The sequence below is a fragment of the Mariprofundus sp. KV genome, from assembly GCF_013387475.1.
Taxonomy (GTDB): Bacteria; Pseudomonadota; Zetaproteobacteria; order Mariprofundales; family Mariprofundaceae; genus Mariprofundus.
Genome location: NZ_VWNB01000013.1, coordinates 58,274 through 79,704, shown reverse-complemented (window position 1 = coordinate 79,704; position 21,431 = coordinate 58,274). Strand labels below are relative to the sequence as shown.

Annotated in this window: 21 protein-coding genes, 1 tRNA gene and 1 riboswitch; of the genes, 5 read left to right on the top strand and 17 right to left on the bottom strand. The window is 46.9% G+C overall.

Annotation, left to right across the window (positions count from 1 at the left end; all coding sequences use genetic code 11):
- Positions 1 to 110 precede the first annotated feature (110 nt).
- Positions 111 to 428 carry a cation:proton antiporter gene (locus F3F93_RS11130; protein WP_176959262.1) on the bottom strand — a complete coding sequence of 106 codons (318 nt, stop codon included), beginning with the start codon at positions 426 to 428 and terminating at the stop codon, positions 111 to 113.
- A gap of 704 nt (positions 429 to 1,132) precedes the next feature.
- On the opposite strand from F3F93_RS11130, the gene F3F93_RS11125 reads away from it, so the two are divergent.
- The 4 genes from F3F93_RS11125 (at position 1,133) to F3F93_RS11110 (ending at position 7,195) form a co-directional block, all read left to right on the top strand.
- The gene (locus F3F93_RS11125; RefSeq protein ID WP_176959261.1) at positions 1,133 to 1,456 is read left to right on the top strand and encodes a hypothetical protein; all 324 of its coding nucleotides are present in this window, start codon (positions 1,133 to 1,135) and stop codon (positions 1,454 to 1,456) included.
- Between the two features lie 130 nt (positions 1,457 to 1,586).
- Positions 1,587 to 2,810 (top strand): TolC family protein, encoded by a 1,224-nt coding sequence (locus F3F93_RS11120; protein ID WP_176959260.1) that lies wholly within the window; start codon positions 1,587 to 1,589, stop codon positions 2,808 to 2,810.
- On the top strand, positions 2,807 to 4,048 hold the full coding sequence (locus F3F93_RS11115) for an efflux RND transporter periplasmic adaptor subunit (protein ID WP_176959259.1): 1,242 nt from the start codon (positions 2,807 to 2,809) through the stop codon (positions 4,046 to 4,048). Before F3F93_RS11120 ends, F3F93_RS11115 begins: the two co-directional genes overlap by 4 nt.
- Positions 4,049 to 4,057: 9 nt before the next feature.
- Positions 4,058 to 7,195 (top strand): CusA/CzcA family heavy metal efflux RND transporter, encoded by a 3,138-nt coding sequence (locus tag F3F93_RS11110; RefSeq protein WP_176959258.1) that lies wholly within the window; start codon positions 4,058 to 4,060, stop codon positions 7,193 to 7,195.
- A 227-nt stretch (positions 7,196 to 7,422) separates the two neighbouring features.
- On the opposite strand, the gene F3F93_RS11105 is transcribed toward F3F93_RS11110, so the two are convergent.
- The 5 genes from F3F93_RS11105 to F3F93_RS11085 all read right to left on the bottom strand — a co-directional run bounded on the left by F3F93_RS11105 (position 7,423) and on the right by F3F93_RS11085 (position 11,302).
- A complete protein-coding gene (locus F3F93_RS11105) occupies positions 7,423 to 8,499 on the bottom strand; it encodes a hypothetical protein (protein ID WP_176959257.1) in 1,077 nt (358 codons plus the stop codon).
- A 248-nt stretch (positions 8,500 to 8,747) separates the two neighbouring features.
- On the bottom strand, positions 8,748 to 8,996 hold the full coding sequence (locus F3F93_RS11100; protein ID WP_176959256.1) for a hypothetical protein: 249 nt from the start codon (positions 8,994 to 8,996) through the stop codon (positions 8,748 to 8,750).
- A complete protein-coding gene (locus F3F93_RS11095) occupies positions 8,957 to 9,730 on the bottom strand; it encodes an ADP-ribosylglycohydrolase family protein (protein ID WP_176959255.1) in 774 nt (257 codons plus the stop codon). The genes F3F93_RS11100 and F3F93_RS11095 overlap by 40 nt, the downstream gene beginning before the upstream one ends.
- Before the next feature lie 56 nt (positions 9,731 to 9,786).
- Positions 9,787 to 10,587 carry a hypothetical protein gene (locus F3F93_RS11090; RefSeq protein ID WP_176959254.1) on the bottom strand — a complete coding sequence of 267 codons (801 nt, stop codon included), beginning with the start codon at positions 10,585 to 10,587 and terminating at the stop codon, positions 9,787 to 9,789.
- A 2-nt stretch (positions 10,588 to 10,589) separates the two neighbouring features.
- Positions 10,590 to 10,687, bottom strand: a riboswitch (SAM-I-IV-variant riboswitch).
- 51 nt (positions 10,688 to 10,738) lie between these two features.
- Positions 10,739 to 11,302, bottom strand: coding sequence for a hypothetical protein (locus F3F93_RS11085; protein WP_176959253.1), 564 nt, complete (start codon positions 11,300 to 11,302; stop codon positions 10,739 to 10,741).
- Between the two features lie 79 nt (positions 11,303 to 11,381).
- On the opposite strand from F3F93_RS11085, the gene F3F93_RS11080 reads away from it, so the two are divergent.
- A complete protein-coding gene (locus F3F93_RS11080; protein WP_176959252.1) occupies positions 11,382 to 11,765 on the top strand; it encodes a hypothetical protein in 384 nt (127 codons plus the stop codon).
- 9 nt (positions 11,766 to 11,774) lie between these two features.
- On the opposite strand, the gene F3F93_RS12765 is transcribed toward F3F93_RS11080, so the two are convergent.
- The 11 genes from F3F93_RS12765 to F3F93_RS11025 form a co-directional block, all read right to left on the bottom strand.
- Complete coding sequence (locus tag F3F93_RS12765) at positions 11,775 to 12,035, bottom strand: HGGxSTG domain-containing protein (protein ID WP_347239251.1); 261 nt, start codon at positions 12,033 to 12,035, stop codon at positions 11,775 to 11,777.
- Complete coding sequence (locus F3F93_RS11075) at positions 11,998 to 12,309, bottom strand: hypothetical protein (protein ID WP_176959251.1); 312 nt, start codon at positions 12,307 to 12,309, stop codon at positions 11,998 to 12,000. The genes F3F93_RS12765 and F3F93_RS11075 overlap by 38 nt, the downstream gene beginning before the upstream one ends.
- A gap of 152 nt (positions 12,310 to 12,461) precedes the next feature.
- Positions 12,462 to 12,746: a hypothetical protein gene (locus F3F93_RS11070; RefSeq protein ID WP_176959250.1), complete on the bottom strand. Its 285-nt coding sequence runs from the start codon at positions 12,744 to 12,746 to the stop codon at positions 12,462 to 12,464.
- A 57-nt stretch (positions 12,747 to 12,803) separates the two neighbouring features.
- A complete protein-coding gene (locus F3F93_RS11065) occupies positions 12,804 to 15,233 on the bottom strand; it encodes a YfjI family protein (RefSeq protein WP_176959249.1) in 2,430 nt (809 codons plus the stop codon).
- A 413-nt stretch (positions 15,234 to 15,646) separates the two neighbouring features.
- A complete protein-coding gene (locus F3F93_RS11055) occupies positions 15,647 to 16,222 on the bottom strand; it encodes a hypothetical protein (protein ID WP_176959247.1) in 576 nt (191 codons plus the stop codon).
- Entirely contained in the window at positions 16,191 to 17,462 is a 1,272-nt protein-coding gene (locus F3F93_RS11050; protein ID WP_176959246.1) for an integrase arm-type DNA-binding domain-containing protein, read from the bottom strand. The genes F3F93_RS11055 and F3F93_RS11050 overlap by 32 nt, the downstream gene beginning before the upstream one ends.
- Before the next feature lie 188 nt (positions 17,463 to 17,650).
- Positions 17,651 to 17,727: transfer RNA gene (locus F3F93_RS11045), tRNA-Met, on the bottom strand.
- 32 nt (positions 17,728 to 17,759) lie between these two features.
- On the bottom strand, positions 17,760 to 17,939 hold the full coding sequence (gene ccoS, locus F3F93_RS11040) for a cbb3-type cytochrome oxidase assembly protein CcoS (protein ID WP_176959245.1): 180 nt from the start codon (positions 17,937 to 17,939) through the stop codon (positions 17,760 to 17,762).
- A 24-nt stretch (positions 17,940 to 17,963) separates the two neighbouring features.
- The gene (locus tag F3F93_RS11035; RefSeq protein ID WP_176959244.1) at positions 17,964 to 18,470 is read right to left on the bottom strand and encodes a hypothetical protein; all 507 of its coding nucleotides are present in this window, start codon (positions 18,468 to 18,470) and stop codon (positions 17,964 to 17,966) included.
- On the bottom strand, positions 18,467 to 20,917 hold the full coding sequence (locus tag F3F93_RS11030; RefSeq protein WP_176959243.1) for a heavy metal translocating P-type ATPase: 2,451 nt from the start codon (positions 20,915 to 20,917) through the stop codon (positions 18,467 to 18,469). The genes F3F93_RS11035 and F3F93_RS11030 overlap by 4 nt, the downstream gene beginning before the upstream one ends.
- Before the next feature lie 16 nt (positions 20,918 to 20,933).
- The gene (locus F3F93_RS11025; protein ID WP_176959242.1) at positions 20,934 to 21,431 is read right to left on the bottom strand and encodes a FixH family protein; all 498 of its coding nucleotides are present in this window, start codon (positions 21,429 to 21,431) and stop codon (positions 20,934 to 20,936) included.

Genomic DNA, 21,431 nt, shown 5'->3' with positions numbered 1-21,431 from the left:
GAAAGCCCATATTCTTCTTTAGATCGATATGAATCAGTGAACACAAAAAAACGACTCTATCTTGGGCTTCTTGCTCGGTTGAGATAAACCTTAACCCCAGACCTGCGTTTTCACACACTCTGGGCCAGTGTCAGAACCGGACCGATATTGTGAATCAGTCGCCGGGCATCAAGATTGTAGCTCGATTCAAAGATCAGGGCAGGTAGAAAGACGTAGAGAATAATATCCGGAGATATCTCCAGGGCCTGAAAGATGCCAAAACTATCGGGATAAAGTTTAGCCAGTGAATTAAGGCCTATGCCGACCAGAACAAGAAGAATAGTGAAAGGCATGCGGATACGTTGAGCCAGGAACTGAATGAAAAGTGCAACGAGCAGGAGACTAAAGATGCTCCAGACCACAGCGCTTACCACAGAGGTGTGTTCCATATTTATACTTTAGCTTAATTCACCCCAACAGGTAAGGTCAAAATGGATCTGAATATTTAAGCTCTACTGATCCGGTTTCATGCAGTCCTGACGCAAAAGGGCCAAGTAACATAAGTTACTTGGCCCTTTCTTTGTTGGTGGCGCTTCAGGCCACCGACTATATAGATAAATCAACACACCATATTTTTTGTCTTAATTTAACCCGTCGATTAACCCGTTCGATACTGGTTAATCATCTAGCATGGCTAACTCTTCTGACGTCACTCGTATGAGAAGTAAATCACACCTAATAACATTGCCGAATGGCTGTTTGCGGCCAGAGTGTGTGAAAACACAGGTCTGGGGTTAAAAGGTTTATCTCAACCGAGCAAAAAGACCGCGGACCAAGATAGAGTCGTTTTTGTGTGTTTACTGATTCATATCGAGCTGAAGAAGAATATGGGGCCTTCCATGCTTGATTAAGGTGGATTCCGGCAGATATAGGAGCTGAGTGCATATTGCAGTCTAAAACGACACCCCATTGCAATTGAAACCTGCAGGTCAGTGCAATCCAAACCTGGATCCTGTTGCAACATGGCGACCGGCAGTAGTCGGCCAAAATCGGACATTCAATATATCTGATTATAGCAATTACGAAGGTCTAAAATTCTGGGTCCCACTGCACTCCCCTTGTCAAAGGGGATGTCGAACCTTATCTTGAAGCCATGCGCGTTTTGGCCTTTATGGCTTTCTTTGCCTTACAGCTTTCTGTATTCACATGCGGATTCGATATTCATGTGCATGCTGCAGGCTTTGATGAGAGTCATGTTGCAGAGCATCTTCATGATGATGGCGCTGATCATGAAGAAGACTCACACGATCATGGATGCCATGTTCACGCATCACATTCGTTTACAATGACTGATGAGGAACAGATTGATTCTACGACACCAGTAGCTTCTACGCCTCAACACTTTGTATTGGCGGGACTTCATATGAAGAACCTCTCCTTCTTAATAGAACACCCTCCAAAAGCACGACACAGCTGATTTTCCAATAATCAGAAATCAGACAGCCTTTTTAGGCTGCGCTTGTTGCTATTTATTTCAGAGAATCAGCTTCCCCTAATTAATCAATTCAAGAACAACACAGGGGGAAACTGTGCGAACACGATATTTAATGACCGGAATGCTATTATGCATTCACCCATTCTATGCTAATGGTGTAACACTGAAGGCAACAATGGATGCTGCTGTAGAGCAACACCCAATGCTAAAGATTTCCAAAATGCAGATCGACGGAGCACAAGGGGAACTTAAAGAGCAAAGCTCTTATGCTTATAACCCTGAGCTTTCTGTTGAGCCACAACGCCGAAGATTGAATGGCGGTGGCTCATCAAATGATTATTACGTCACGTTGTCACAAGGGATCGAGCTTGGTGGCAAGCAAAAGTACCGCGAGCAGTCTGCTCAGGCGGCTTTGGAGGCCGTTAAGCTGGAATCAGATGCCAAGTATCAACAGGTCTCTTTAAATGCAGCCAAGGCATTTGTAGGGCTCTACTTTTCAAAGCGGGAACTTGCATGGCGAAATCAGCAAACGGGTACACTGCTACAGTTGCACAAGGCGCTTTCAAGGCAGATGGAGCTTGGTGAAGCCAACCAACTGGATGTAAACCTTTCCCAAGCTTCATTGACTCAGGCTATCAATGCTGAAGCCCAAGCTAAGCAGATGCATGCCATGAACGTGAGTAGATATGTGATGGCAGTTGGTGCCGGCAGTGAGATTAAAGAGATTCAACCTGAGTTGCCTAAATTGCTCGTAGGTTGGCAGCCCTTAGCTAATCCAGTTGAGATTGCTATGAATTCTAGGCCTGATATTACCGCCAGGCGGCAACGGCTGGCTCAACACTCAGCTCAAGCCGACCTTGCAAAGGCACAGCGTATTCCAGATGTGACCATTGGATTAACGGCTGGTAGAGAATCCGGTGATAAACTCTATTCGTTGGGCATATCAATGCCGATTCCTCTCTTCAACAGTCATGACGGCGCTTATCGGGCTGCACTGTCTCAAGCATCAGCACAGCAAACTGAGTTGGAATGGTTTGAACAGCGTGTGAAACTCGAAGTACAAGAAGCACTGTATAACCACGCCACTGCTATGAATGCCTTGTTAGCTTTGAATGAAGTGGAGAGCAGTCCTTCATCTACAAATAAAATCGATTTGGCCAAGGCTGCATTCGATGCTGGTGAATTGAATATCGAAGAGTTAGTCCTGCATATCAATCAGATACTTGAATCACGCATTAACTCCGCAGCAACAGTTAAACAGGGCTGGTTGGCCCGAATTCACCTGGCTGAAGTGCTGGGACATCCAGAATATATTCTCCAAGGAATCCAAGAATGAAAACATTGATTGCTTTAATAACAACACTGGTGTTTTTTATCAGTGTTCCTGCCATCGCAGAAGATCATGGCCATGATAAAGCTGGTCATGCACATGAATCCATTGATAACTCTAAAGAAGATGGTCGTGGCAAGGAAAAGTCTGATGCTCACGTAGGGCATGATGATCAAAAGGAAGAAGGTGGAGGAGCTATCAAGTTAACTCCAGCCCAGATCAAGCAAGCAGGTATAGAAAGTGAAATGGTTAAGATCCGCCCTGAAGTGCGGGCCATCAATGCGCCAGGAAGCGTGGATTTCGATGCTTATAAACTAGCGGATATCACCACCCTGGTTGATGGTGCTATTCATGCTCGCCATGTGCGTTTAGGTGATGATGTGAAAAAAGGACAAAAGCTGGTGACGCTTACCAGTTCAGCTTTGGCACAGTCTGAGGCTGATTACCTGAGAGCTGAAGCGGAACATCGTAAAACTAAATTGGATCTGCAACGCATTGAAACCCTGGCTAAAGAAAAGATTGTGTCACAAGCGCGCCTGCAGCAGGCAACTAGCTTGCATCAGGCCGCGCATGCGAACCTTGCAGCAGCTCGTGCCGCACTCTCCTCGTATGGCCTGTCATCCAAGAAAATCGGCGCATTGATGCGTTCGGGCCAATATGGTCAGTTAACCCTTTATGCCCCAAGTTCAGGAACGATCGTGGCAGATGAATTCCGTTTAGGTCAGCACATTGCTGCTGGTACTCGGTTGATGCAGATCGTTGACGAATCAACTGTCTGGGTTGAGGTCAAACTGTCTCTGTCTCAGATGGATGGTATAACAAAAGGACGTTCAGCAGTTGTATCGACGAAAGACAATTCAAAGCATTACAGAGCTAAGGTCATCAACGTATATCATCAGTTAGACAAGACGACACGTACCGTGGGTGTGCGTCTTGAAGTACAGAACCCTGAAGATGCTTTGCATCCCGGCATGTTTGTGAGTGCTGAGATTGAAACTGGTTCAGGTGAAGAGTCATTGTTGTTGCCTGAGGGGGCCATTCAACGACAAGGAAGCGAGTTAATTGTTTTTGTTGAGGAAGAGCCGGGGCTTTTTGAGCGAAGGGAAGTCCGTGTTGGTAAAGCAAACATGGGATTCGTTCCAGTTCTTGAAGGTCTGAAAGAGGGTGAATCTGTTGTTGTTAAGGGCGCATTTGTCCTTGCTTCAGAGCTGGCGAAATCCGGCTTTGAAGCACACAACCATTGAGGTGCATCCATGTTTAGCAAATTGATTGATGCGGCGATTAATAATCGCCTTCTGATTCTATTATTATTAATTGGTTCAATGGCTTATGCATTGTTCGTGGTGCCTAAATTGAATCTCGATGCATTTCCTGATGTGACCAATGTGCAGGTGCAGATCAATACTGAAGCCGAGGGTTTGGCCTCTGAAGAAGTGGAGCAGTTGATCACCTATCCGATTGAAGCGGTGATGTATGCACTGCCGGACGTTGAAGAGGTACGCTCTATCTCCAAAACGGGACTATCAGTGATTACTGTCGTGTTTAAGGAAGGCACTGATATTTATTTCGCCAGGCAGTTGGTATTCCAGAAATTGCAGGATGCCAGTCAGACCGTGCCCGCATGGGCGGGTACACCCAAAATCGGGCCAAACACATCAGGTCTTGGTCAGGTGTTCCAGTATATTATCAAGTCGGCTCCGGATGCCGGCTATGATGCGATGACACTCAGGGCTCTCAACGATTGGGTAGTGAAGTTGATGCTAATGCCAGTTGAAGGCGTAACAGACATCCTCTCTTATGGTGGAGAAACGCGTCAGTATCAGGTGCAACTGAACCCTGAACAATTGCTCTCCTACAATCTGCATGTTGATGATGTAGCAAAAGCCATCGAAGCCAATAATCGCAATGCCGGTGGATGGTATCTACCTCAGGGTGATGAACAGTTGGTGATTCGCGGTGTTGGCTGGGTTCCCGGTGGTGAAGAGGGTTTGAAAGCCATTGCAGCGATTCCAGTCAAAACAGTGAATAGCACATCTATTCGTGTGTCAGATGTCGCGACTGTGGCTTTTGGTGGTGAAATTCGACAGGGCGCAGTCACCATGACTGAGCGATCAGATGACGGAAAAATCACTTCGCTTGGTGAAGTCGTCGTAGGCATTACCCTCAAACGATTTGGTGCCAACACCAAAAACACCATTGATGATGTTAAATCAAGGTTGGAAATCGTACAGAAGGCACTGCCAAAGGGCGTGACCATTCAGCCTTTTTATGACCAGTCTGATTTGATTAACAAGGCAGTATGGACAGTTGAAAAAGCTCTGCTGGAAGCGTTCATTCTGATCATCATCGTGCTGTTCCTGTTCCTGATGAATATGCGAGCAGCAGCACTGGTACTGCTATCGGTCCCAATCTCAATTCTGGCTGCTTTAGGTGTAATGCAACATTACGGTATTTCAGCCAACCTGATGAGTCTTGGTGGCTTGGCTATTGCCATTGGTATGATGGTCGATGGTTCTGTTGTGATGGTGGAGAACATCTTCAAACATCTGGAAAAGTTGCCGGATGAAAAACGTGGGGTAGCACTGCGTATTACCGAAGCCTCGAAAGAAGTTGCGCGCCCGGTGCTGTTTGCCGTATTGATCATTCTGCTGGTATTCACACCTCTGTTCGCTCTTGAGGGTGTGGAAGGAAAGATGTTTACGCCAATGGCACTCTCCATCTGCTTTGCCATGTTTGCTTCCTTGCTGGTGGCTCTGTTTGTGATGCCTGTATTGGCAACTTATGCCTTTACCAAAGGTGTGGTTCACAAAGACAGCCCTATATTGGCACCGATTGCTCGCATCTATCATAGCCTGCTGAAATCTGCACTGAATGCGCGAAAAGCCGTGGTTGGTGGTGCAGCTGTAGCCTTCGTAGTTACGCTTGCCACTGTTCCATTTCTGGGCACTGAGTTTGTGCCTGAACTCGAAGAAGGAACGTTGGCGATTCGCATTACATTAGCACCATCTTCTTCGCTTGGTTATGCCAAAGGTGTTGGTGAAAAGCTGGAGCGGGTACTAATCGAGAAATATCCGGAGATTACTTATGTCTCGGCCAGAACAGGTCGTTCAGAAATAGGTGGAGATCCGGAACCGGTATCCAATGTAGAGCTATTTGTTGGCCTGAAGCCTGTCTCAGAATGGACCAGTGCAAGCGACAGGAAAGAGCTGCAAAATTTGATGCGTGAAGAGATGGAAGTGGTGCCCGGAATTTTGGTCTCATTTACCCAACCGATTGCCATGCGAGTTGATGAATTGTTGTCAGGCGTGAAGGCGGCACTTGCGATTAAGTTGTTCGGGCCTGATCTGAAAGTGCTTGCTGAAATGGGCAAGAAAATCGAAGCAGTGGCTAAAAGTGTGGAAGGCACCCGCGATGTAGAGATGGAACAAATTGAGGGAGAAGCTCAGTTGGTGGTTCGTCCTGATCGCAGTAAATTGGATCGATATGGTATCCCTGTAGATGATGTGATGAGCTTGGTTGCGGATGCCATTGGTGGTGCTTCTGCCGGACAGGTGATTCAAGGCAACGAGCGGTATGATATCTATGTGCGGTTGGCTAAAGACTATCGTCATAACAGTGAATCGATTGGTAGCCTGATTTTACAATCTCCAGGCGGTGCATGGGTTCGTCTTGAAGATGTAGCCTCTATTGGGGTAGAACAAGGGCCTCCAATGATCAAGCGTGACGATGTGCAGCGTCGCGTAGTGATTCAGAGCAATGTTGAAGGGCGTGATATGGGTAGCCTTGTGGCTGAACTGGATCAACGTATTCAAGATGAAGTCGATCTTCCACCAGGTTATACGGTGGTGTTTGGTGGTCAGTTTGAGAATCAGCAACGAGCTCAAGCTAAGTTGATGGTGGTGGTGCCACTGTCACTGCTCATGATCTTCCTGCTGCTTTATTTTGCATTCCATTCTGTCGGGCAAGCGGCACTTATTATGCTCAATGTTCCGATGGCTCTGATTGGCGGGATTCTGGCTCTGTTAGTTTCGGGTCAATATCTATCAGTACCATCCAGCATCGGCTTTATCGCCTTGTTCGGAGTAGCGGTGCTTAACGGCGTTGTACTGGTCGATGCGATTAACCGTCATCTTGACGAGCATGACTTGGTTGATGCCATTAGACATGGTGCTGAGAGCCGCTTAAGGCCCGTATTAATGACCGCCATGATCGCAGCATTGGGGCTAATTCCGTTGTTGCTGGCTACAGGCATTGGTTCTGAGATCCAGCGACCACTTGCAACCGTAGTGGTAGGTGGCCTCGTTTCATCCACGCTATTAACACTGTTTGTTTTGCCGTGTCTCTATGAGCGTTTTAGCAGCAACCGTATCTCAACTAGAAAAGGAGAATAAAATGAAAGCGAGGAATAGAAACTAGGCGAAATTTAGTTGAGCTGTAATGAGCTTCGTGTGACTAGAACCCATTAAACCTGAATGTCCATATGTGGCCGTGAGTCGCCTGTCGTGATCGGCAAAAGTCGGGCAATCTCGGACATTCGGAAAGGGTAAATCAAATATCAATCAACTCTAACCTATTGGTTTTTAAATATCTTCTGGACCTTTTTGTGAGGTAGATATCTTCATTTTCTTGTAAAAGTATCTAAAGTCCGGCAAAAGATTGTAACTTCTCGTAGTATTTCCCTGACTAAACTGGAAGAAACACCTCTTTGCCCCTGATGAATAACATTATTTCTAACCTCAAGTGCCTTGTAGCATTTAGATAGAACACTGTTTGGCAATACATCTTCGTGAAACAACAAGGGAATCAAGTATCTAATTGATCCAGAAGTCCCTAAATGGTGTATTTGTTTACCAATACTATCTATATCTATACGCCCCGTCTGAGTAATTTCTGACAGCATTTCCACATTCGCATATTTACCAAAGTTTGAAACAGAAACTTCTATTGCGGTCACTGCTTCAATGATGCTGCTTCGCATATAACCACTATCGAATAACTGTCTTGAGTTGGCGAGAAGCTCAAATATCAAATTTGGCCTATTTTTCCCTATCACGTACTCTGAAACGCTACTCCACTCATCGCGCTTAATGGCTATTTCATCGCCTTGAGAATAAACAGTCATGCAGTCAATACTGGGTGGGCACCACCTAAACCATTCGCCATTATCAATCTTTACTTTGGCTCGAAATTGGTTATTTAAACTGTTTAGTCTATTTTGATTAAATTTATGCTCAGTTAACCAGTATTGGCCTTTAACATTTCGCGCATAAGACACAACTCGATTAAAGGAATTAAGAGCAAGTTCAGCAACCTCAATCCCTAAATTCTTATATCTTTCTTTCAAACCATCGAATCTGTGATCTTCTGGACTTAGCCCGTGATGAACTTCTTTTCGGCTTTCTCTTTCATCGTATATGAAGCGAGACAGATCATCGTCGACGTCTTTTAATGTCACCTCAATATTCAATTTTGATACGGAAATATTTGCCCAAGAGCTTATGAGTTCATCTGTGACTTCACCCAAATTGGAGACGCACGATTTATCAATATTAATTGAAACTTCTTTCGAGCCTTCACCTACAACTATCGCATCGGAAGCATCTTCTGGAATCCACTTATAGAAGGTTACACATGGCCCACCCCAACCCTCATTGCTTAGCGGAATGGTGAGGCTGATAGTTATGACTTTGCTCATTACGCTCGCTCCACCTAGCTCGGCAATACGTGTTTATGATTATCCATGTATTACGCCCCTACATACGCCCTTATTTTCCTGAGCGGTATTTATCGACTTTTACAGAAAGGTTGCTGACTGTCCATTTATGGCCGGTCGCAAATGTCACAATTAGCCAAAGCTTAGAAAGGTGCAGGTTTGGATTGCACTGGCCTGCAGGCTTATTGCAACAGCCTGTTGAATTGATTGCCTTCTGCATCTAATAGATATTATTCAATATCATCATAATCGATCCCAAACTCCTCTAGGAACTCTTTTACATCGTAATCTTGATTGTTTAGGTAATCCACAACGTCTGTTAAGGACGCTATTGAATTCAGCTCAGACTCCATAGACTGCCATCGATTAAAATCCTCAGTTCCCTCTTCAGGAATATCATTCCCCAACCATTCATCAATGATCGAGTGGAGGTGATGTTTCATTTTAGACAGTTTCTTTTCGTCAACTTCTTGAAGCATAAAACCTCCTCTGCCAAGCCACTTTCCAGTCTATCCATCACTTGTCTCTGAATATCATCAGGGATTCCGTAAAGTGCCTCAGCAATACTCCCAGCGATAGCTGCAATTGTATCACTATCACCACCAATGCTAACCGCATTTCGAATAGCATCTTCAAAGGAGGTAGACTCAAAAAGTGACTGCAATGCAGCTGGCACAGTATCCTGACTCAGGCAGCCTTTAACTTTACCTCGAAGCTGATCAATACTGCGATAAAATAAATAGCCATAGCGCCTTTCAATAGCTTGTTTGATTTCATCAATGCCCAAGCCAGTTCGTGCAAGGAAAATCGCTTCAGCGATGCTTTGCGCCCCTACTATCGCCTGTTCACTATTGTGACTCACAGAGGCTGAACGCCTTGCTTCATCCAGTGCCTCTTCAAGAGTATCAAATGCCCAACCAATAGGACTTACTCTCATGGCTGCACCATTACCCTGGCTGGTTGGATTCGATATGCGGCCCGCAGCCCATTGTCTGAAATTTGGGCCATATCCTCGATGGGGATGCTTATAGAAAAAAAGTCGATAGGCCAATGCATAATCTCTGTCATGATGTAGCGCATATGCAGTCGCAACCGTTAGAACAGTATCATCAGTAAAGTGGCTGAAACGATTGAATAGATCGAAGTCTTTACCGAGATAATTATGCTTCTCGAACTGACTACCAATTATATCTCCAGCTATTGCTCCGAGCATTTAAGCACTCCTACCCTTCCGTCCGATCGTCATCGACAAATGGACCGAAATAACTATCAATGCATATTGCATATAACTGAACACAACTCTTCATGACTCATTTCACTCAGGATTTTTTGTTTTTTTCCCTGAGTCATATTATTCAAGTATGAACGTAGTTCTTTTTCACTGGCGCTGTAGGGCCAACACTGTTGGGGGGAGGCCTGCTCTTCCTTTTCTGACCAGACAGCCATTGCGATCAACTCTGCAGCCGCTTGGTCAATCATACCCTCTCGTGAAACTATCCAGGGGCTTTCGATATCCAAGTACTCGCGCAGCTTTAACCAATCCTCTATCAAAAGATCTTTGACTGACATAAACATATCATCATCAGGACCAATAGAACCTATCGCTACGTGTGGGCTCTCAACTATATCTGTCATCGGTGCGGCACGTGCCACAACATATTTATTAACGGAGGAAATCCACGTGGAAAAGTACACAAACTCCAAATTCATTCCATCCTCATGATCTTCACCAACAATGACACTCAGTAAATGTAAAGGCTGATATATTTCAAATTGATTTGCTGGCTTAGGTGTAGGCTTCTTTCGTTTAACGCAGCCTGAATCACTCAATAGCCCCCACACTGGTAGTAAGTCAGGGTCAGCATTCTCCAAGGATAAATTACCCACTTCGGCATCAAGGATCGAACAATTCAGAGGGGGAATTGGATCTTCATTACCTGTGATTAACTTAAGTGCTGACTTTAGATAAGGCAGCTCTTCATAAGTGACTGGTTCCCTGCCAAGCCAAGCCGAAAAAAGTGTAGTCTTTGCCGACTCATATACACTCAATATATTTTCTTCTGTAGACATATACATCTCCTTGTCGTTGCCGGTGCATGGCCGCATCATTTAGACCACCTTATCGGAGAAGACAGGTTGGTGAGAAACAAGCTCTCTCTTAATGCAGGAGCGACTATAAGGTTTTCTTCACAATGGAGTCAAAGTTGTCCGTAGGGGAACATTATTGAGCGACGAAATCTTCGATTTCTATTTTCATCTGCAGTAATTCATCTCTGGCGGATAGGTAGGTATGTCCGATCATCGTAGATATCATGATCTCTCGGATCATCTCAGACAGAGAAATGTCAGTCTTAGCTGCAAGTGCCTCTATATCTTTTTTCATTTTACTCGGGATCCACACCTTTAAGTCTTCGGTATTTTTACCCATATCTCGAGTAAGATTTGGAATAGTCCTTTGATAAAAGACCTTTGGTTCTTGGTTTAATTGATAATGAGTTTCACTTCTTTCAACCATGCCCAGCCAGTCATATCTACCGTATAGATAGGTGAAAAGCACTTGGCGGATCAAATCAGATCTTGTTGTGTCGAGTAGCTTACAGGATTCATCAAGAATGGTATCCATTATCTCAGGAAGCCAAAACTTAATCGCAACATCTCCCTGTGTGAGGAGCTCAGAGTAATCTCTATCAGTTCGAGTGATGCAGGAAATGTACTCTTCACTTTGTTGACTAGAACCTTTAGTCGGCCGCCCTCTGCGTCGCCAGATCTTATTGAAGATATCCATAATGTTCCCCTACCGTATGCTATTGAGCATAGTTTACCCTAAGCTATACTGACAAGGATGTTTTTTTAAGGAGAGGTCAATGAATGAAAAGATGCTGCCGATTGCAACGATTTTATTATTTATCGCTTTTTTTTCAGGCATTGCCGTATCAGAACTCGTTATACCGTACGAAAACAATTACGGGAACAACGGGGTGAAAACTACATCTATTTTATTCCTATCCGGGATAGTTCTTCTTTGGGGCTTACTATCAAAGCTATGTAAAACTTATCCTCAATTCGACATCTGGGCTACAAACACTTTGGTGGGAATAGCCATTATGAGCTTTGTTGTAGGAGTGTTACTCACCCTGCCTATTAATATCTTTATGCTCATCCCGATCCCATTTTGGTTGCATGCATGTATATCAGGGTTAATTTGTTTCGCTAGCGCAGTGGTTTTCTTTCAAAGTGCTGGCAGGTAATACTGTATCTTAACCTTCTAGTGTCCCCTTAGTCTCTCGAATTAAACTATTCACCTTTTTCCGCTGCTCCAGTGATTCTTTTGTCCACTTACCTGAGGTGACTGGTCGACCTTTGCTAGCGCCTCCGTGCAGTCTGCAACGTCCATTATGCATCGCTGATCCTCGGCAAGGCTTACCAGTAGATCTCGCCTTAGCGCCACAGTAGCGGATGTTTGCAAACGGTGTATAGGGTTTACTCACCTTTTTCAGAGCATCCCCCTTTAGACACATCACCAACGATAGCCTGCCCCCCATTTCCAACATTCACCTGCTGATGCTTCACAACAATGGTTTGTCCCTTGCCACGGTGTTTGTCGAGTGCAGCCGACACCTTAGCGAAGGTGCCCATCAACCTAGCTGCATGTTTAATATGCATGTCTCTTACATAGAGCGTCTGGCCATCCACAATCGCCCGTGAGACACAGTCTAGCGCCATTGTATTCAGGGCTATCATCTGCTGACACAGCATGCTCTCATGGGCATCCTGTGGTTTGTATGATGCCATTTGCTGCACTGCCCAGTCCAAGTTATTCGCCGTTGCCGGAGCAAGTCGAGCCACATTCAGTAATGTCTGTTCTTGCACTCCTGACAGCTTTGTCCCCGTCGCCAGCTCGTACAGGTTCTTTTTCAGTGTAATGTCGTCCTTCTCAGAAGGTGTTAACGATGACATGGTACACAAACCAGTGAAGGATCTATTCCGGCCTCAATCGCCAACCTTCTCAATTCAGCAGCAACGATTGAGTTGGCAGTACCGCTTAAGCTTTTTGCCACTTGCTCCCTTCTCTCCTCGGCCTCCTTCATCAACCGCATGGATACTGTATGGGCAGCGACCCTGATCGACTCTTGCGCCTCATCCCTCGAGCAACCTCTCTGCAGCATTAGTTCTGCAATCATATTTGCAGAACTCTCCACTTCCAACTGTTGCCGTAGTTTTTCAATCATATTATTTCTCCTTTTTTAAATGTGTTCATTTCGTGTGAAAACATTACTGGTGTTGTTTCATATGAAGCTTATTTCCTCAGAATGCTCAGACACCCCACCCACTAAAGGGGCGTAAAGGGCTTTAGTGGGTTTAGTGGGGGGGCTATCGGGGCATTTCAGGATTGTTTCCGCTTGTGGGTGGATGTAGCAAAGCTCTGAAGGTCTACCTCCAGTTTGCACAGGTTGGATCCTTGCCCACCCATATGTCTCAAGTAGGTTCAGAGCTTGTTTTACTTGTGAGGCATCAGACAAGAGCGCCAGTTTCTTGCGCTGTAGCTCTCCAATCTTGAACGGGTTTGGCAACCGACGATCAATAGTCATTTTTACAACCTTCATCGCTGCATCAACTCCAGCATTCTTACCCAACGCGTAGATACGTCTGGCATGAGACTCGAGATACCTGCACCAGTGAACCGCCTTCTCCGCAGCATCTGCACTAACAGGAGAGAAGCCTGAGTCAGCCAAGTGAATCAGCAGAGCTAAGGCTGGCATCAACTGGCCATACTTAGACATGTGAGATTCAAGACCCAGGTGTTCTTCATCACGCGTCTTCAACATCAATTCTGTATACCACTTGATGAAGACAGGCTGTGCTTCTTCTGTAAACCGTAGCTCGCCCGATAGCTCAACAACAGACTTGAAAACTTCTTGCATCGCATCTGCTGCGAACGGGTTTGGCTGTCTGTCGACATAGGACCAGTCCATTGCTCTATCAGGCATCACCATCAACTGGAAGCGTTGGAGCATACCATCATCATCAGCCCCACCTCGATCTGCGGAGTTGATCATCTGCGACAGAGGCCCTGGTTGGATCGTACCCATCACACTAACACATGGTCCCACTTCGAGATGCATGTGCCCATGAGTTACAGTATCGTAAGAGAAGCTTGATCCAGCTCCATTCCAAGACTCGATCCAAAAGCTTCGAGCATCGGTATTGTTACTATTCTCCATTGATCTGAACCACCCTGCCAACTCGTCACGAGACTGGATGATTCCTGTTGGGTTTTGCTCAAGTAGTTTGATGACTCTCTCTACCGAACCAGCGTTGGTAACATAGCGCCTCTCAGCTGGAGGTTGTGGCTTATCAGGAAGAGAGATGTCATTTACAAAATCACCAGCCTTCACTGCAGCTTTGACTGATGCTTTCACCTTATCCTTCTGAGCTTCATGAACCATCTCACTCAGCTCATGTTCGGATAAGGCTTGAGCAAACTCTTCACGAGCAGCAGTCACCAGAGCTGTAGTACCACTCATCGCTGCTGTCATAGCAGGGGATTTCATCATAGAGGGTCTACCGATCAGAGCAGACCATAGGTTAGGAACCACTTTCCAATTAGCATGTTGTTTCGGATAGATGCTGCATGAGTTTCCAACCACACCACCAAGCGATGCCATCAAAGTAGTCGCCACATAATCGACAGGGCACTGCATTACTTGTGACACATCCTCGGTGTAAGCTTTGAATGCTTTCGGAAGCCATTCTGTGTTGAACTTCTCAACAGGTAGCAATGCTTTCGGAAGAGCTTCGGGTGCTGGCCAGTTACCAGCCAGAGCAAGATACATATCACCGCCATGCTCAAGGATACGGCAGACATCGAACGCGTCATGAGCCTTCCCATCACAAAGAGGATCGTTGCCATTGTGAGAGTAGCAGATCTTGCCTTCTGGTGAGACCCATAAGCCAGCCAATCCAGAAGTGCTGTTTGGATGGATCCAACGTTGCTTATTCCTACTTGCCTTGTAACCGTGTTTGATCAACTCATCCAACAAGCTATGAGTAGAGTTAAACTCTGTGATTGCAGCAGGAGTGTCCCCGCGTGTTAGCTGCTCGAATGCTTTCAATACATCATCTGGTACTGACGTCTCCTCGACAGCCACATCAAAGCTGGCACCTACGAAACTGAAGTACTCGAATGGAGAATCCTCAGAAGCCTTACGAGGTAAATACCAAGGTTGAGAAAAAGTGTCTGACTCCTTCGTGTGAGCGACATGACAACCAGCAGCCTGCATCTCTGTGTGCAATGCAGTGTTAAGTGCTGCTAGCTCTGCTCTGGTGTAGGGCTTGCTAGTTGGGACAACAGCACGCCAACGATTACCCTTACCATTATTCATGTGACTGTGTGTCGTGTAGACCACATGGCTTAGACCCATTTGTTTCAGAGCTGTGTGTGCAAGCTGAGGGTGAGGCGCTGAGGTCTCGTTCAGCTCTCCAGTATTAGGATTCATGCTGCTGTCGCCATCTATTATAAGAACATCAGCGCTACCAGCCATGTTGCCTTCAGAGCGTTGGCCATTGCATGCGCCACGCATGAAGTATGAGCCATCTTTCAGACCTACTGTCACACCACTCAGCAGGTCTGATACTTGCTGGAATGTCATAGTACTGTTCTGGGCTATCTGCTGCTTTGCTGTAGCACTAGTGTTTACAATACTTAGCGTGATCATGACTCATCTCGGCGACACACTGCACAGTGTTGTTGACTGTGTTGCAGGTATTTAGTCTCTTTGTGGTTGATCATTTCAGGAGGTATTGATGCAAGAGGATAGCTGCGCTTACACCTATCGCATCGTCGGTATCGTACTTCTTTGAGAGTAATAAGATTCATGATTTACTCATTTGATCGACGGCTTTCTGCACAACACTTGCTTCCCATAATGTGGTTCTTTGTGTTGGCCGAAATGGCTGCGGTAGTTTGCCGACTTTAACCCACCTCCATACTGTTGATGTAGAAACTGAGAGGCTTTCAGCTATCTGATCTGCTCGTAGGTAATGCTTCATTATTATGCTCCTTACCTCTTACTGATGAGGTGTGGAGCAATTCTCTGTGTGGGCAAGCACTAACTCATGGGAAATGAATTTATGTTTTTTTTCCTACAGTATTCCTGAGCTTTTTCCATGCATACTCAACAACATCGATACTAATGTGAGGGGTGTAATGATCGTTGTATGCAGCATGTACAATATCGCATGCTGATTTGATATCACTACTTGCAGAGTTTTTAGTCGGACAAATATCATGCGCTTCAACCACGTCATAAACTGCTTGAGCAAGTGCATTATTTCGCATCTTTGTTTTATTTTTTCCGTCGCTGATTAGTGTTATTTCACCTCGTAGATATAAGGCTGTTGTTATTGCTAATTTTTGAGGAATCGTCCTTCCCTGTTCGATAAGACATGCTGCGAGGTTTAATAGGACACGCTGGCGAACATATGGCTCGAATGTACCCTGAACTGCATCAACAACAGCATACATGTATTCGTCTTTCATCATTGGGGTAATTTGACTTATTTTGTCAATGAATTGATCTCTATCCATCATACTGAATTCTAGGACTTTAACTGACCGGTTATACGCTGACATACTCTTATCTTGCTTTAGTTTAAGCCATTCTGCACCAAAATCATCCATGACTGCGACCAATAGAAATGACATCAGCACCAGCGCACAGACTATCTAAATAATCAGACCAGTGTTGCATCATCTTAGTGCGCTCAGTCAAGTAGTCACTGCGATTGTAGGCCGCTCTAACAGAGTTCCTCTCAACATGTGCTAGCTGGCGTTCAATGGCATCGGGGTTAAACCCTTGCTCATTCAGACTGGTACTGAACACAGAGCGCCACCCATGCCCCACCATGTCATCGAACCCCATCGCATGCAAAGCCACGTTAATAGCATTCTCACTCATAGGCCGAGCATCGCCACGTACAGATGGAAATACATGTTTCCCTCTACCTGTAACTTCTTGAAGCTCTTTAAATAAAACCACAGCCTGCTTGGAGAGCGGTACAAAATGCACATTCACAGGGTTTTCTTTGGCAAGCTTGGGGAGTTTTCGATGAGCAGCGGGGATAGTCCACAGTGCAGCATCAAGATCAAATTCTTTCCATTCAGCTGTCCTGAACTCACCAGCACGCACAGCTAGTAACGGCAACAGTTTTAATGCCTGGCATACGACAAAACTTCCATCGTAACCGTGGATGGCTCTGAGCAACAATCCAATACGTGTGGCGTCAGTGATCGCAGGCATTTTGGTTGATACAGGCACTGGAAGTACAGCTTTCATATCTCCCATTGGTACAGCCTCAATCAATCCCCGGTTACAGGCATAGTTGAGAATGTTACGAGTCACCTGCGTCATACGCCGCGCAATATCGTGAGACCCTGATTTGGATATAAAAATCAAGACGTCGGCTATCTGATCTCGCTTGAGCTGAGAAATTGGTATAGAACCGATGACTGGAAAGATGTGTCGCTGTAACCGACCAACCTGCTTTCGATAATGTGAGTCGACCCATTCAGCAGATCGGACATCTAACCACTCATACGCCACGACCTCGAAAGTATTTGAGTCGGCAATACTCGTTTCCTTCTTCTGGATAGCAGCAGCAATGTTTGCCTGACGCAGTTCCTTCTTCTGCTGGTTCGGATCAATGCCGGTTGATAACAATACCTTAATGGCCTGCAGCTTAACCTTTGCAGCCTTTAAACTGGTATTGGGATATACACCAAGAGATGCTTCCTTACGTTTACCGTCGTACTTGTATGCGTACTTCCAATACTTACCTGACGGGTTGATGAGTAGGTACAAGCCTGCACCGGCTGAGAACTTCACTTTCGTCTTGCCGTCAGGAAGCTGTGCAGCCTTCACCTGCATGTCAGTTGAAATGATCATATCTGCCGCCTACAACACGGGTTTAATACTGAATAATTGAACCCGCATCTTCTTAACCCGTGCATTAACTCGCATCCAAACACGGGTTTTAGTGATACATCATACGCCTTAGTGCGACATGAAGGCAAGAAAAAACCCAGCAATCATAACGATTACTGGGCTTAGTGGTGCATCCTGCGATGCTTGTATGGTGGCGCTTCAGGGACTCGAACCCCGGACACATGGATTATGATTCCACCGCTCTAACCAACTGAGCTAAAGCGCCGTCTGACGAGGCGCGGATTATAGGAAGCCGATTCACTTTGGCAAGTCATCAACTCGATCTTTTTTCTCCGGCATATCATCATCATCGAGAATCCGGTGGGCAGGCCCCTCCATATCATCATATTGACCGCTCTTTACTGCCCAGAAAAAAATCAGGACACCAATAAGTCCCAATACAATCATAGCGGGAATCAATCCGAAAATCACATCCATGGCTCTATCCTGCAGCAACCGAATTCATTCGAATAGCCTCATATTTTCCGGCGGTGGGAATTTCTTTATTAGCCAATCCGGCACTTTGCCACTGTTGATCAGGTGATAGCCCCCTGCTTCGAGCACCACAGTTGCCATTACCGCCAGCAGTGTAGGCACAACCGCTACACGTGAAATAGCCGTAAACATGATCTCGGCCATCTTGGCATCATTGGCACTAAAACTGATTAACCAGCCCACTGCCACCAGCAGTGCAGTCACAGCGTATCCGATCATCAGAAATTGACAGCGCCTGAATGAGAGGCGCCAGTGCATCTCGACATACCAGTCGTCCTGCTTATAAGAACGCAGATATATATAGAGTATGACAGACAGGGAGCAGATCAGCGGAATAAGGAACCCGTACATGCCCACATCCAGGACAATGGCTGCCGGTGTTAGCAGCAGATTAAAGAGCAGAATATTGAGTACAAACAGATTATGCGGAACCCGTGCCAAGCGTTTCTTCTCTTCGCTGATCTCAAAGTTCATGTTGAAAATCCCCCTACTCGCCTGCGAATCAGAATAGCGTTACCAATCACCAGTAGTGAGCTGATCGGCATGGCAATCGCAGCAAAGACCGGTGTCACCATCGCAGCCATCGCAGCCGGCACCAGAATCAGGTTATAGGCCAGCGAAATGGCGATATTCTGACGAATCGTGGCGAGCGTTCTCTCTGCCAGCGCGATGGCAAAACCGACACGGCCAAGATCACTGCCAACCAGCACGATATCGGAGCACTCCATCGACACATCCATACCCGAACCCATCGCCATGCTGACATCTGCTCGCGCCAGTGCAGGTGCATCATTCACGCCATCACCGATCATCAACACCTTTTCTCCCTTCTGCTGCAGAGCACGGATCTCAGCCTCTTTATCTTCTGGCATCAATTCGGCTTTTACCACCATTTCACCCAACTCCGCTTTCAGACTATTGCCAGCCTCTCTGGAGTCACCGGTCAACACAGTAATACCAAGCCCCTGCGCTCTGAGCAGTGCCACCAATCCAGGTGCCTGATCACGAATCCGATCCTGCATATGAATCAGTCCGGCCAGCTGCCCGTCCACGGCAACAAACAGGGCCACCCCCATTTCTGACTCGATCTGTTGCTGCTGATATAACATTTGCTCATCAATCGCAGCACCGGCTCGCAACATCAAACGCGCATTGCCGATCATCACGAGCTGCCCCTCTACCTCACCACTCACGCCCAGTCCCGATTCGGAGACAAATGAACTGCAGCTTAAGCGAGCCCCTTTCTGTTCAGCGCAAATCCCTGCAGCAAGCGGATGGCGCGAGTGGCTTTCCACTGCCGCTGCCAGAGCGATTAAGCGTTCAGGCTCATAACCGTTACCTGTTGAAACATCTGCCACCCGCATACTGCCCTCGGTAAGCGTACCTGTTTTATCAAAAACCACATGCGTGATCGATGCCAGTGACTCCAGCGCCTGACCATGACGCACCAGCACCCCTCGTTTGGCCCCTGCCCCCACACCAACTGCGATACCCATCGGTGTCGCCAGCCCCAGTGCACAGGGGCATGTAATAATCAATACCGAGACTGCCGCCAGTAGTGCGCTATCAAAATCGCCTCTAAGCCAGTAGAGAAAGGTGATCAATGCCAACCCCAGGGTTGTGGCAACAAACCACGGTACAATACGATCTGCAAGCTGCTGCACCGCGGCCTTGGAGCCCTGTGCCTCCTCCACCAGTGCAACAATACGGGCAAGCGTGGTATCTGCACCAATCAAGCTAACCTCAACAGTCAGTGAACCATCGACATTGATCGAACCGGCCACCACAGATGCGCCCTTCTCTTTATGCAGAGGCCTGGACTCACCACTAAGCATCGATTCATCGACATAGGATTCACCTGAAAGAACTACACCATCAGCAGGCACCTTCTCTCCCGGTCGCACCAGCACCCGATCACCAATCTGTAATTTACGCACTGATATACGCTCTTCCCCCCCATGCCCATCAAGCAGTCGTGTGGCAAGTCTGGGTTGCAACTCCAGCAGACGCAGGGCGGCAGAAGATGCATTGCGTTTGGAGAGCCCCTCCAGATAACGGCCAATGAGTATCACAAACAGGAATGTAACCACCGTATCAAAATAGACTTCACCGCTTGTCTGCAACAGAACCCAGCAGGAGTAGGCATAGGTACTCAATGATCCGATGCTGATCGGCAGATCCATGGTCAACCGCCACTGCTTTAAACCCAGTAGTGCAGAGCGGAAAAATGGCCATCCGGAGTAGAGCAGAACCGGCGTGGCGATAAAGAAGCTGACCAGCTGGAAGAACTGTTTATGCTGCTCATCAATGCCTGAGAAATCACCGGCATACAGCGCAATAGAGATCCACATGATATTCATCGCACCAAAACCGGCAAAAGCCATGCGGAAGAGCAGTGAGCGGTTTCTGCGCTGCAGCGACCCTTCGGCCGCTTCAGCATTAAACGGGGCAGCGGCATAACCCAGCCTGCCCAGTCGTAACATGATGGCAGAGAGTTTCACGCTACTGCTATCCCAGCGCAGATTCAGACGCTGATGTGCCAGATTCACCTCGGCCAGCTCAATACCGGGCATAGCTGCAAGCCCCTTCTCGATCAACCAGACACAGGCAGCGCAGTGAATACCCTCCACCAGCAGATGTGCCTGCTTTCTGCCCTCACCAAGATCACGTACAAATTCGCTCTGCAACTCAGGCAGATCATACTGCTCAAGATCAGCGACCTGTTCAGGAGGTGGTGCCTCAGCACTCCGGTAGTTCAGGCGAGAGTAAAAGGCGTCCAGTCCCGAGTCATGAATCACCTGACAGACGGTCAGGCAACCGGCACAGCAGAAACTTCGTTTTTCTCCATTGATCTCAGCCTCACAGCCCGAATGTTCCGATACCGGCAGGCCGCAGTGGAAACATGGGGTTGTCTGACTCATAAACGTGAGTTGTGGATCAGTTCTCTACAAATATGCGCTGCACCACATCAAACTGTTTTCCATCGGCCTGAATCTGGGCAATCAGATCCCAGGTTCCCGGCAGAGGAAAGCTGGCAACGGCACTAAAGGAGCCGGGATCAAGCTGTTGCATGGTTAGCTTGAAATCAGCGTTGGCATCACTTGGGCGGTAAGCGTAGAGAGTGACTGAAGCGCTGCTGACAGGTTTACCACTCTCCATCACTGCATAGAGGCGATAGGTCTGGGACTGCCCCACCCTGGGCTTGGCCGGCGTCATCAGATTCAATCGCCACTGCGGCAGATTCTTCTGCTCAGGTGTTTTGTTAAAGTAGTTACTGCCCTTCTCATAATAATCTTCAGAGACAAGACCCGGACTGGTTTGACCGGCAATCACCGCCATCCATATCGTGGCTGCCAAGGCAACACCCACCAGCCCCAGAATACCGAGGAACCACGGGTTTCTGAAATCCTCTTTCAAATGTAGTTCTGCTGCCAT

Coding starts and splice junctions, on each gene's coding strand:
- F3F93_RS11125 (WP_176959261.1), top strand. CDS start 1,133: ATGCGCGTTTTGGCCTTTATGGCTTTCTTTGCCTTACAGCTTTCTGTA.
- F3F93_RS11075 (WP_176959251.1), bottom strand. CDS start 12,309: ATGGCATCATACAAACCACAGGATGCCCATGAGAGCATGCTGTGTCAG.
- F3F93_RS11085 (WP_176959253.1), bottom strand. CDS start 11,302: ATGGATATCTTCAATAAGATCTGGCGACGCAGAGGGCGGCCGACTAAA.
- F3F93_RS11030 (WP_176959243.1), bottom strand. CDS start 20,917: ATGAGTCAGACAACCCCATGTTTCCACTGCGGCCTGCCGGTATCGGAA.
- F3F93_RS11065 (WP_176959249.1), bottom strand. CDS start 15,233: ATGATCACGCTAAGTATTGTAAACACTAGTGCTACAGCAAAGCAGCAG.
- F3F93_RS11025 (WP_176959242.1), bottom strand. CDS start 21,431: ATGGCAGCAGAACTACATTTGAAAGAGGATTTCAGAAACCCGTGGTTC.
- F3F93_RS11035 (WP_176959244.1), bottom strand. CDS start 18,470: ATGAACTTTGAGATCAGCGAAGAGAAGAAACGCTTGGCACGGGTTCCG.
- F3F93_RS11120 (WP_176959260.1), top strand. CDS start 1,587: ATGACCGGAATGCTATTATGCATTCACCCATTCTATGCTAATGGTGTA.
- F3F93_RS11080 (WP_176959252.1), top strand. CDS start 11,382: ATGAATGAAAAGATGCTGCCGATTGCAACGATTTTATTATTTATCGCT.
- F3F93_RS11090 (WP_176959254.1), bottom strand. CDS start 10,587: ATGTCTACAGAAGAAAATATATTGAGTGTATATGAGTCGGCAAAGACT.
- F3F93_RS11100 (WP_176959256.1), bottom strand. CDS start 8,996: ATGCTTCAAGAAGTTGACGAAAAGAAACTGTCTAAAATGAAACATCAC.
- F3F93_RS11070 (WP_176959250.1), bottom strand. CDS start 12,746: ATGATTGAAAAACTACGGCAACAGTTGGAAGTGGAGAGTTCTGCAAAT.
- ccoS (WP_176959245.1), bottom strand. CDS start 17,939: ATGGATGTGATTTTCGGATTGATTCCCGCTATGATTGTATTGGGACTT.
- F3F93_RS11110 (WP_176959258.1), top strand. CDS start 4,058: ATGTTTAGCAAATTGATTGATGCGGCGATTAATAATCGCCTTCTGATT.
- F3F93_RS11055 (WP_176959247.1), bottom strand. CDS start 16,222: ATGTCATTTCTATTGGTCGCAGTCATGGATGATTTTGGTGCAGAATGG.
- F3F93_RS11115 (WP_176959259.1), top strand. CDS start 2,807: ATGAAAACATTGATTGCTTTAATAACAACACTGGTGTTTTTTATCAGT.
- F3F93_RS11130 (WP_176959262.1), bottom strand. CDS start 428: ATGGAACACACCTCTGTGGTAAGCGCTGTGGTCTGGAGCATCTTTAGT.
- F3F93_RS12765 (WP_347239251.1), bottom strand. CDS start 12,035: ATGTGTCTAAAGGGGGATGCTCTGAAAAAGGTGAGTAAACCCTATACA.
- F3F93_RS11095 (WP_176959255.1), bottom strand. CDS start 9,730: ATGCTCGGAGCAATAGCTGGAGATATAATTGGTAGTCAGTTCGAGAAG.
- F3F93_RS11105 (WP_176959257.1), bottom strand. CDS start 8,499: ATGAGCAAAGTCATAACTATCAGCCTCACCATTCCGCTAAGCAATGAG.
- F3F93_RS11050 (WP_176959246.1), bottom strand. CDS start 17,462: ATGATCATTTCAACTGACATGCAGGTGAAGGCTGCACAGCTTCCTGAC.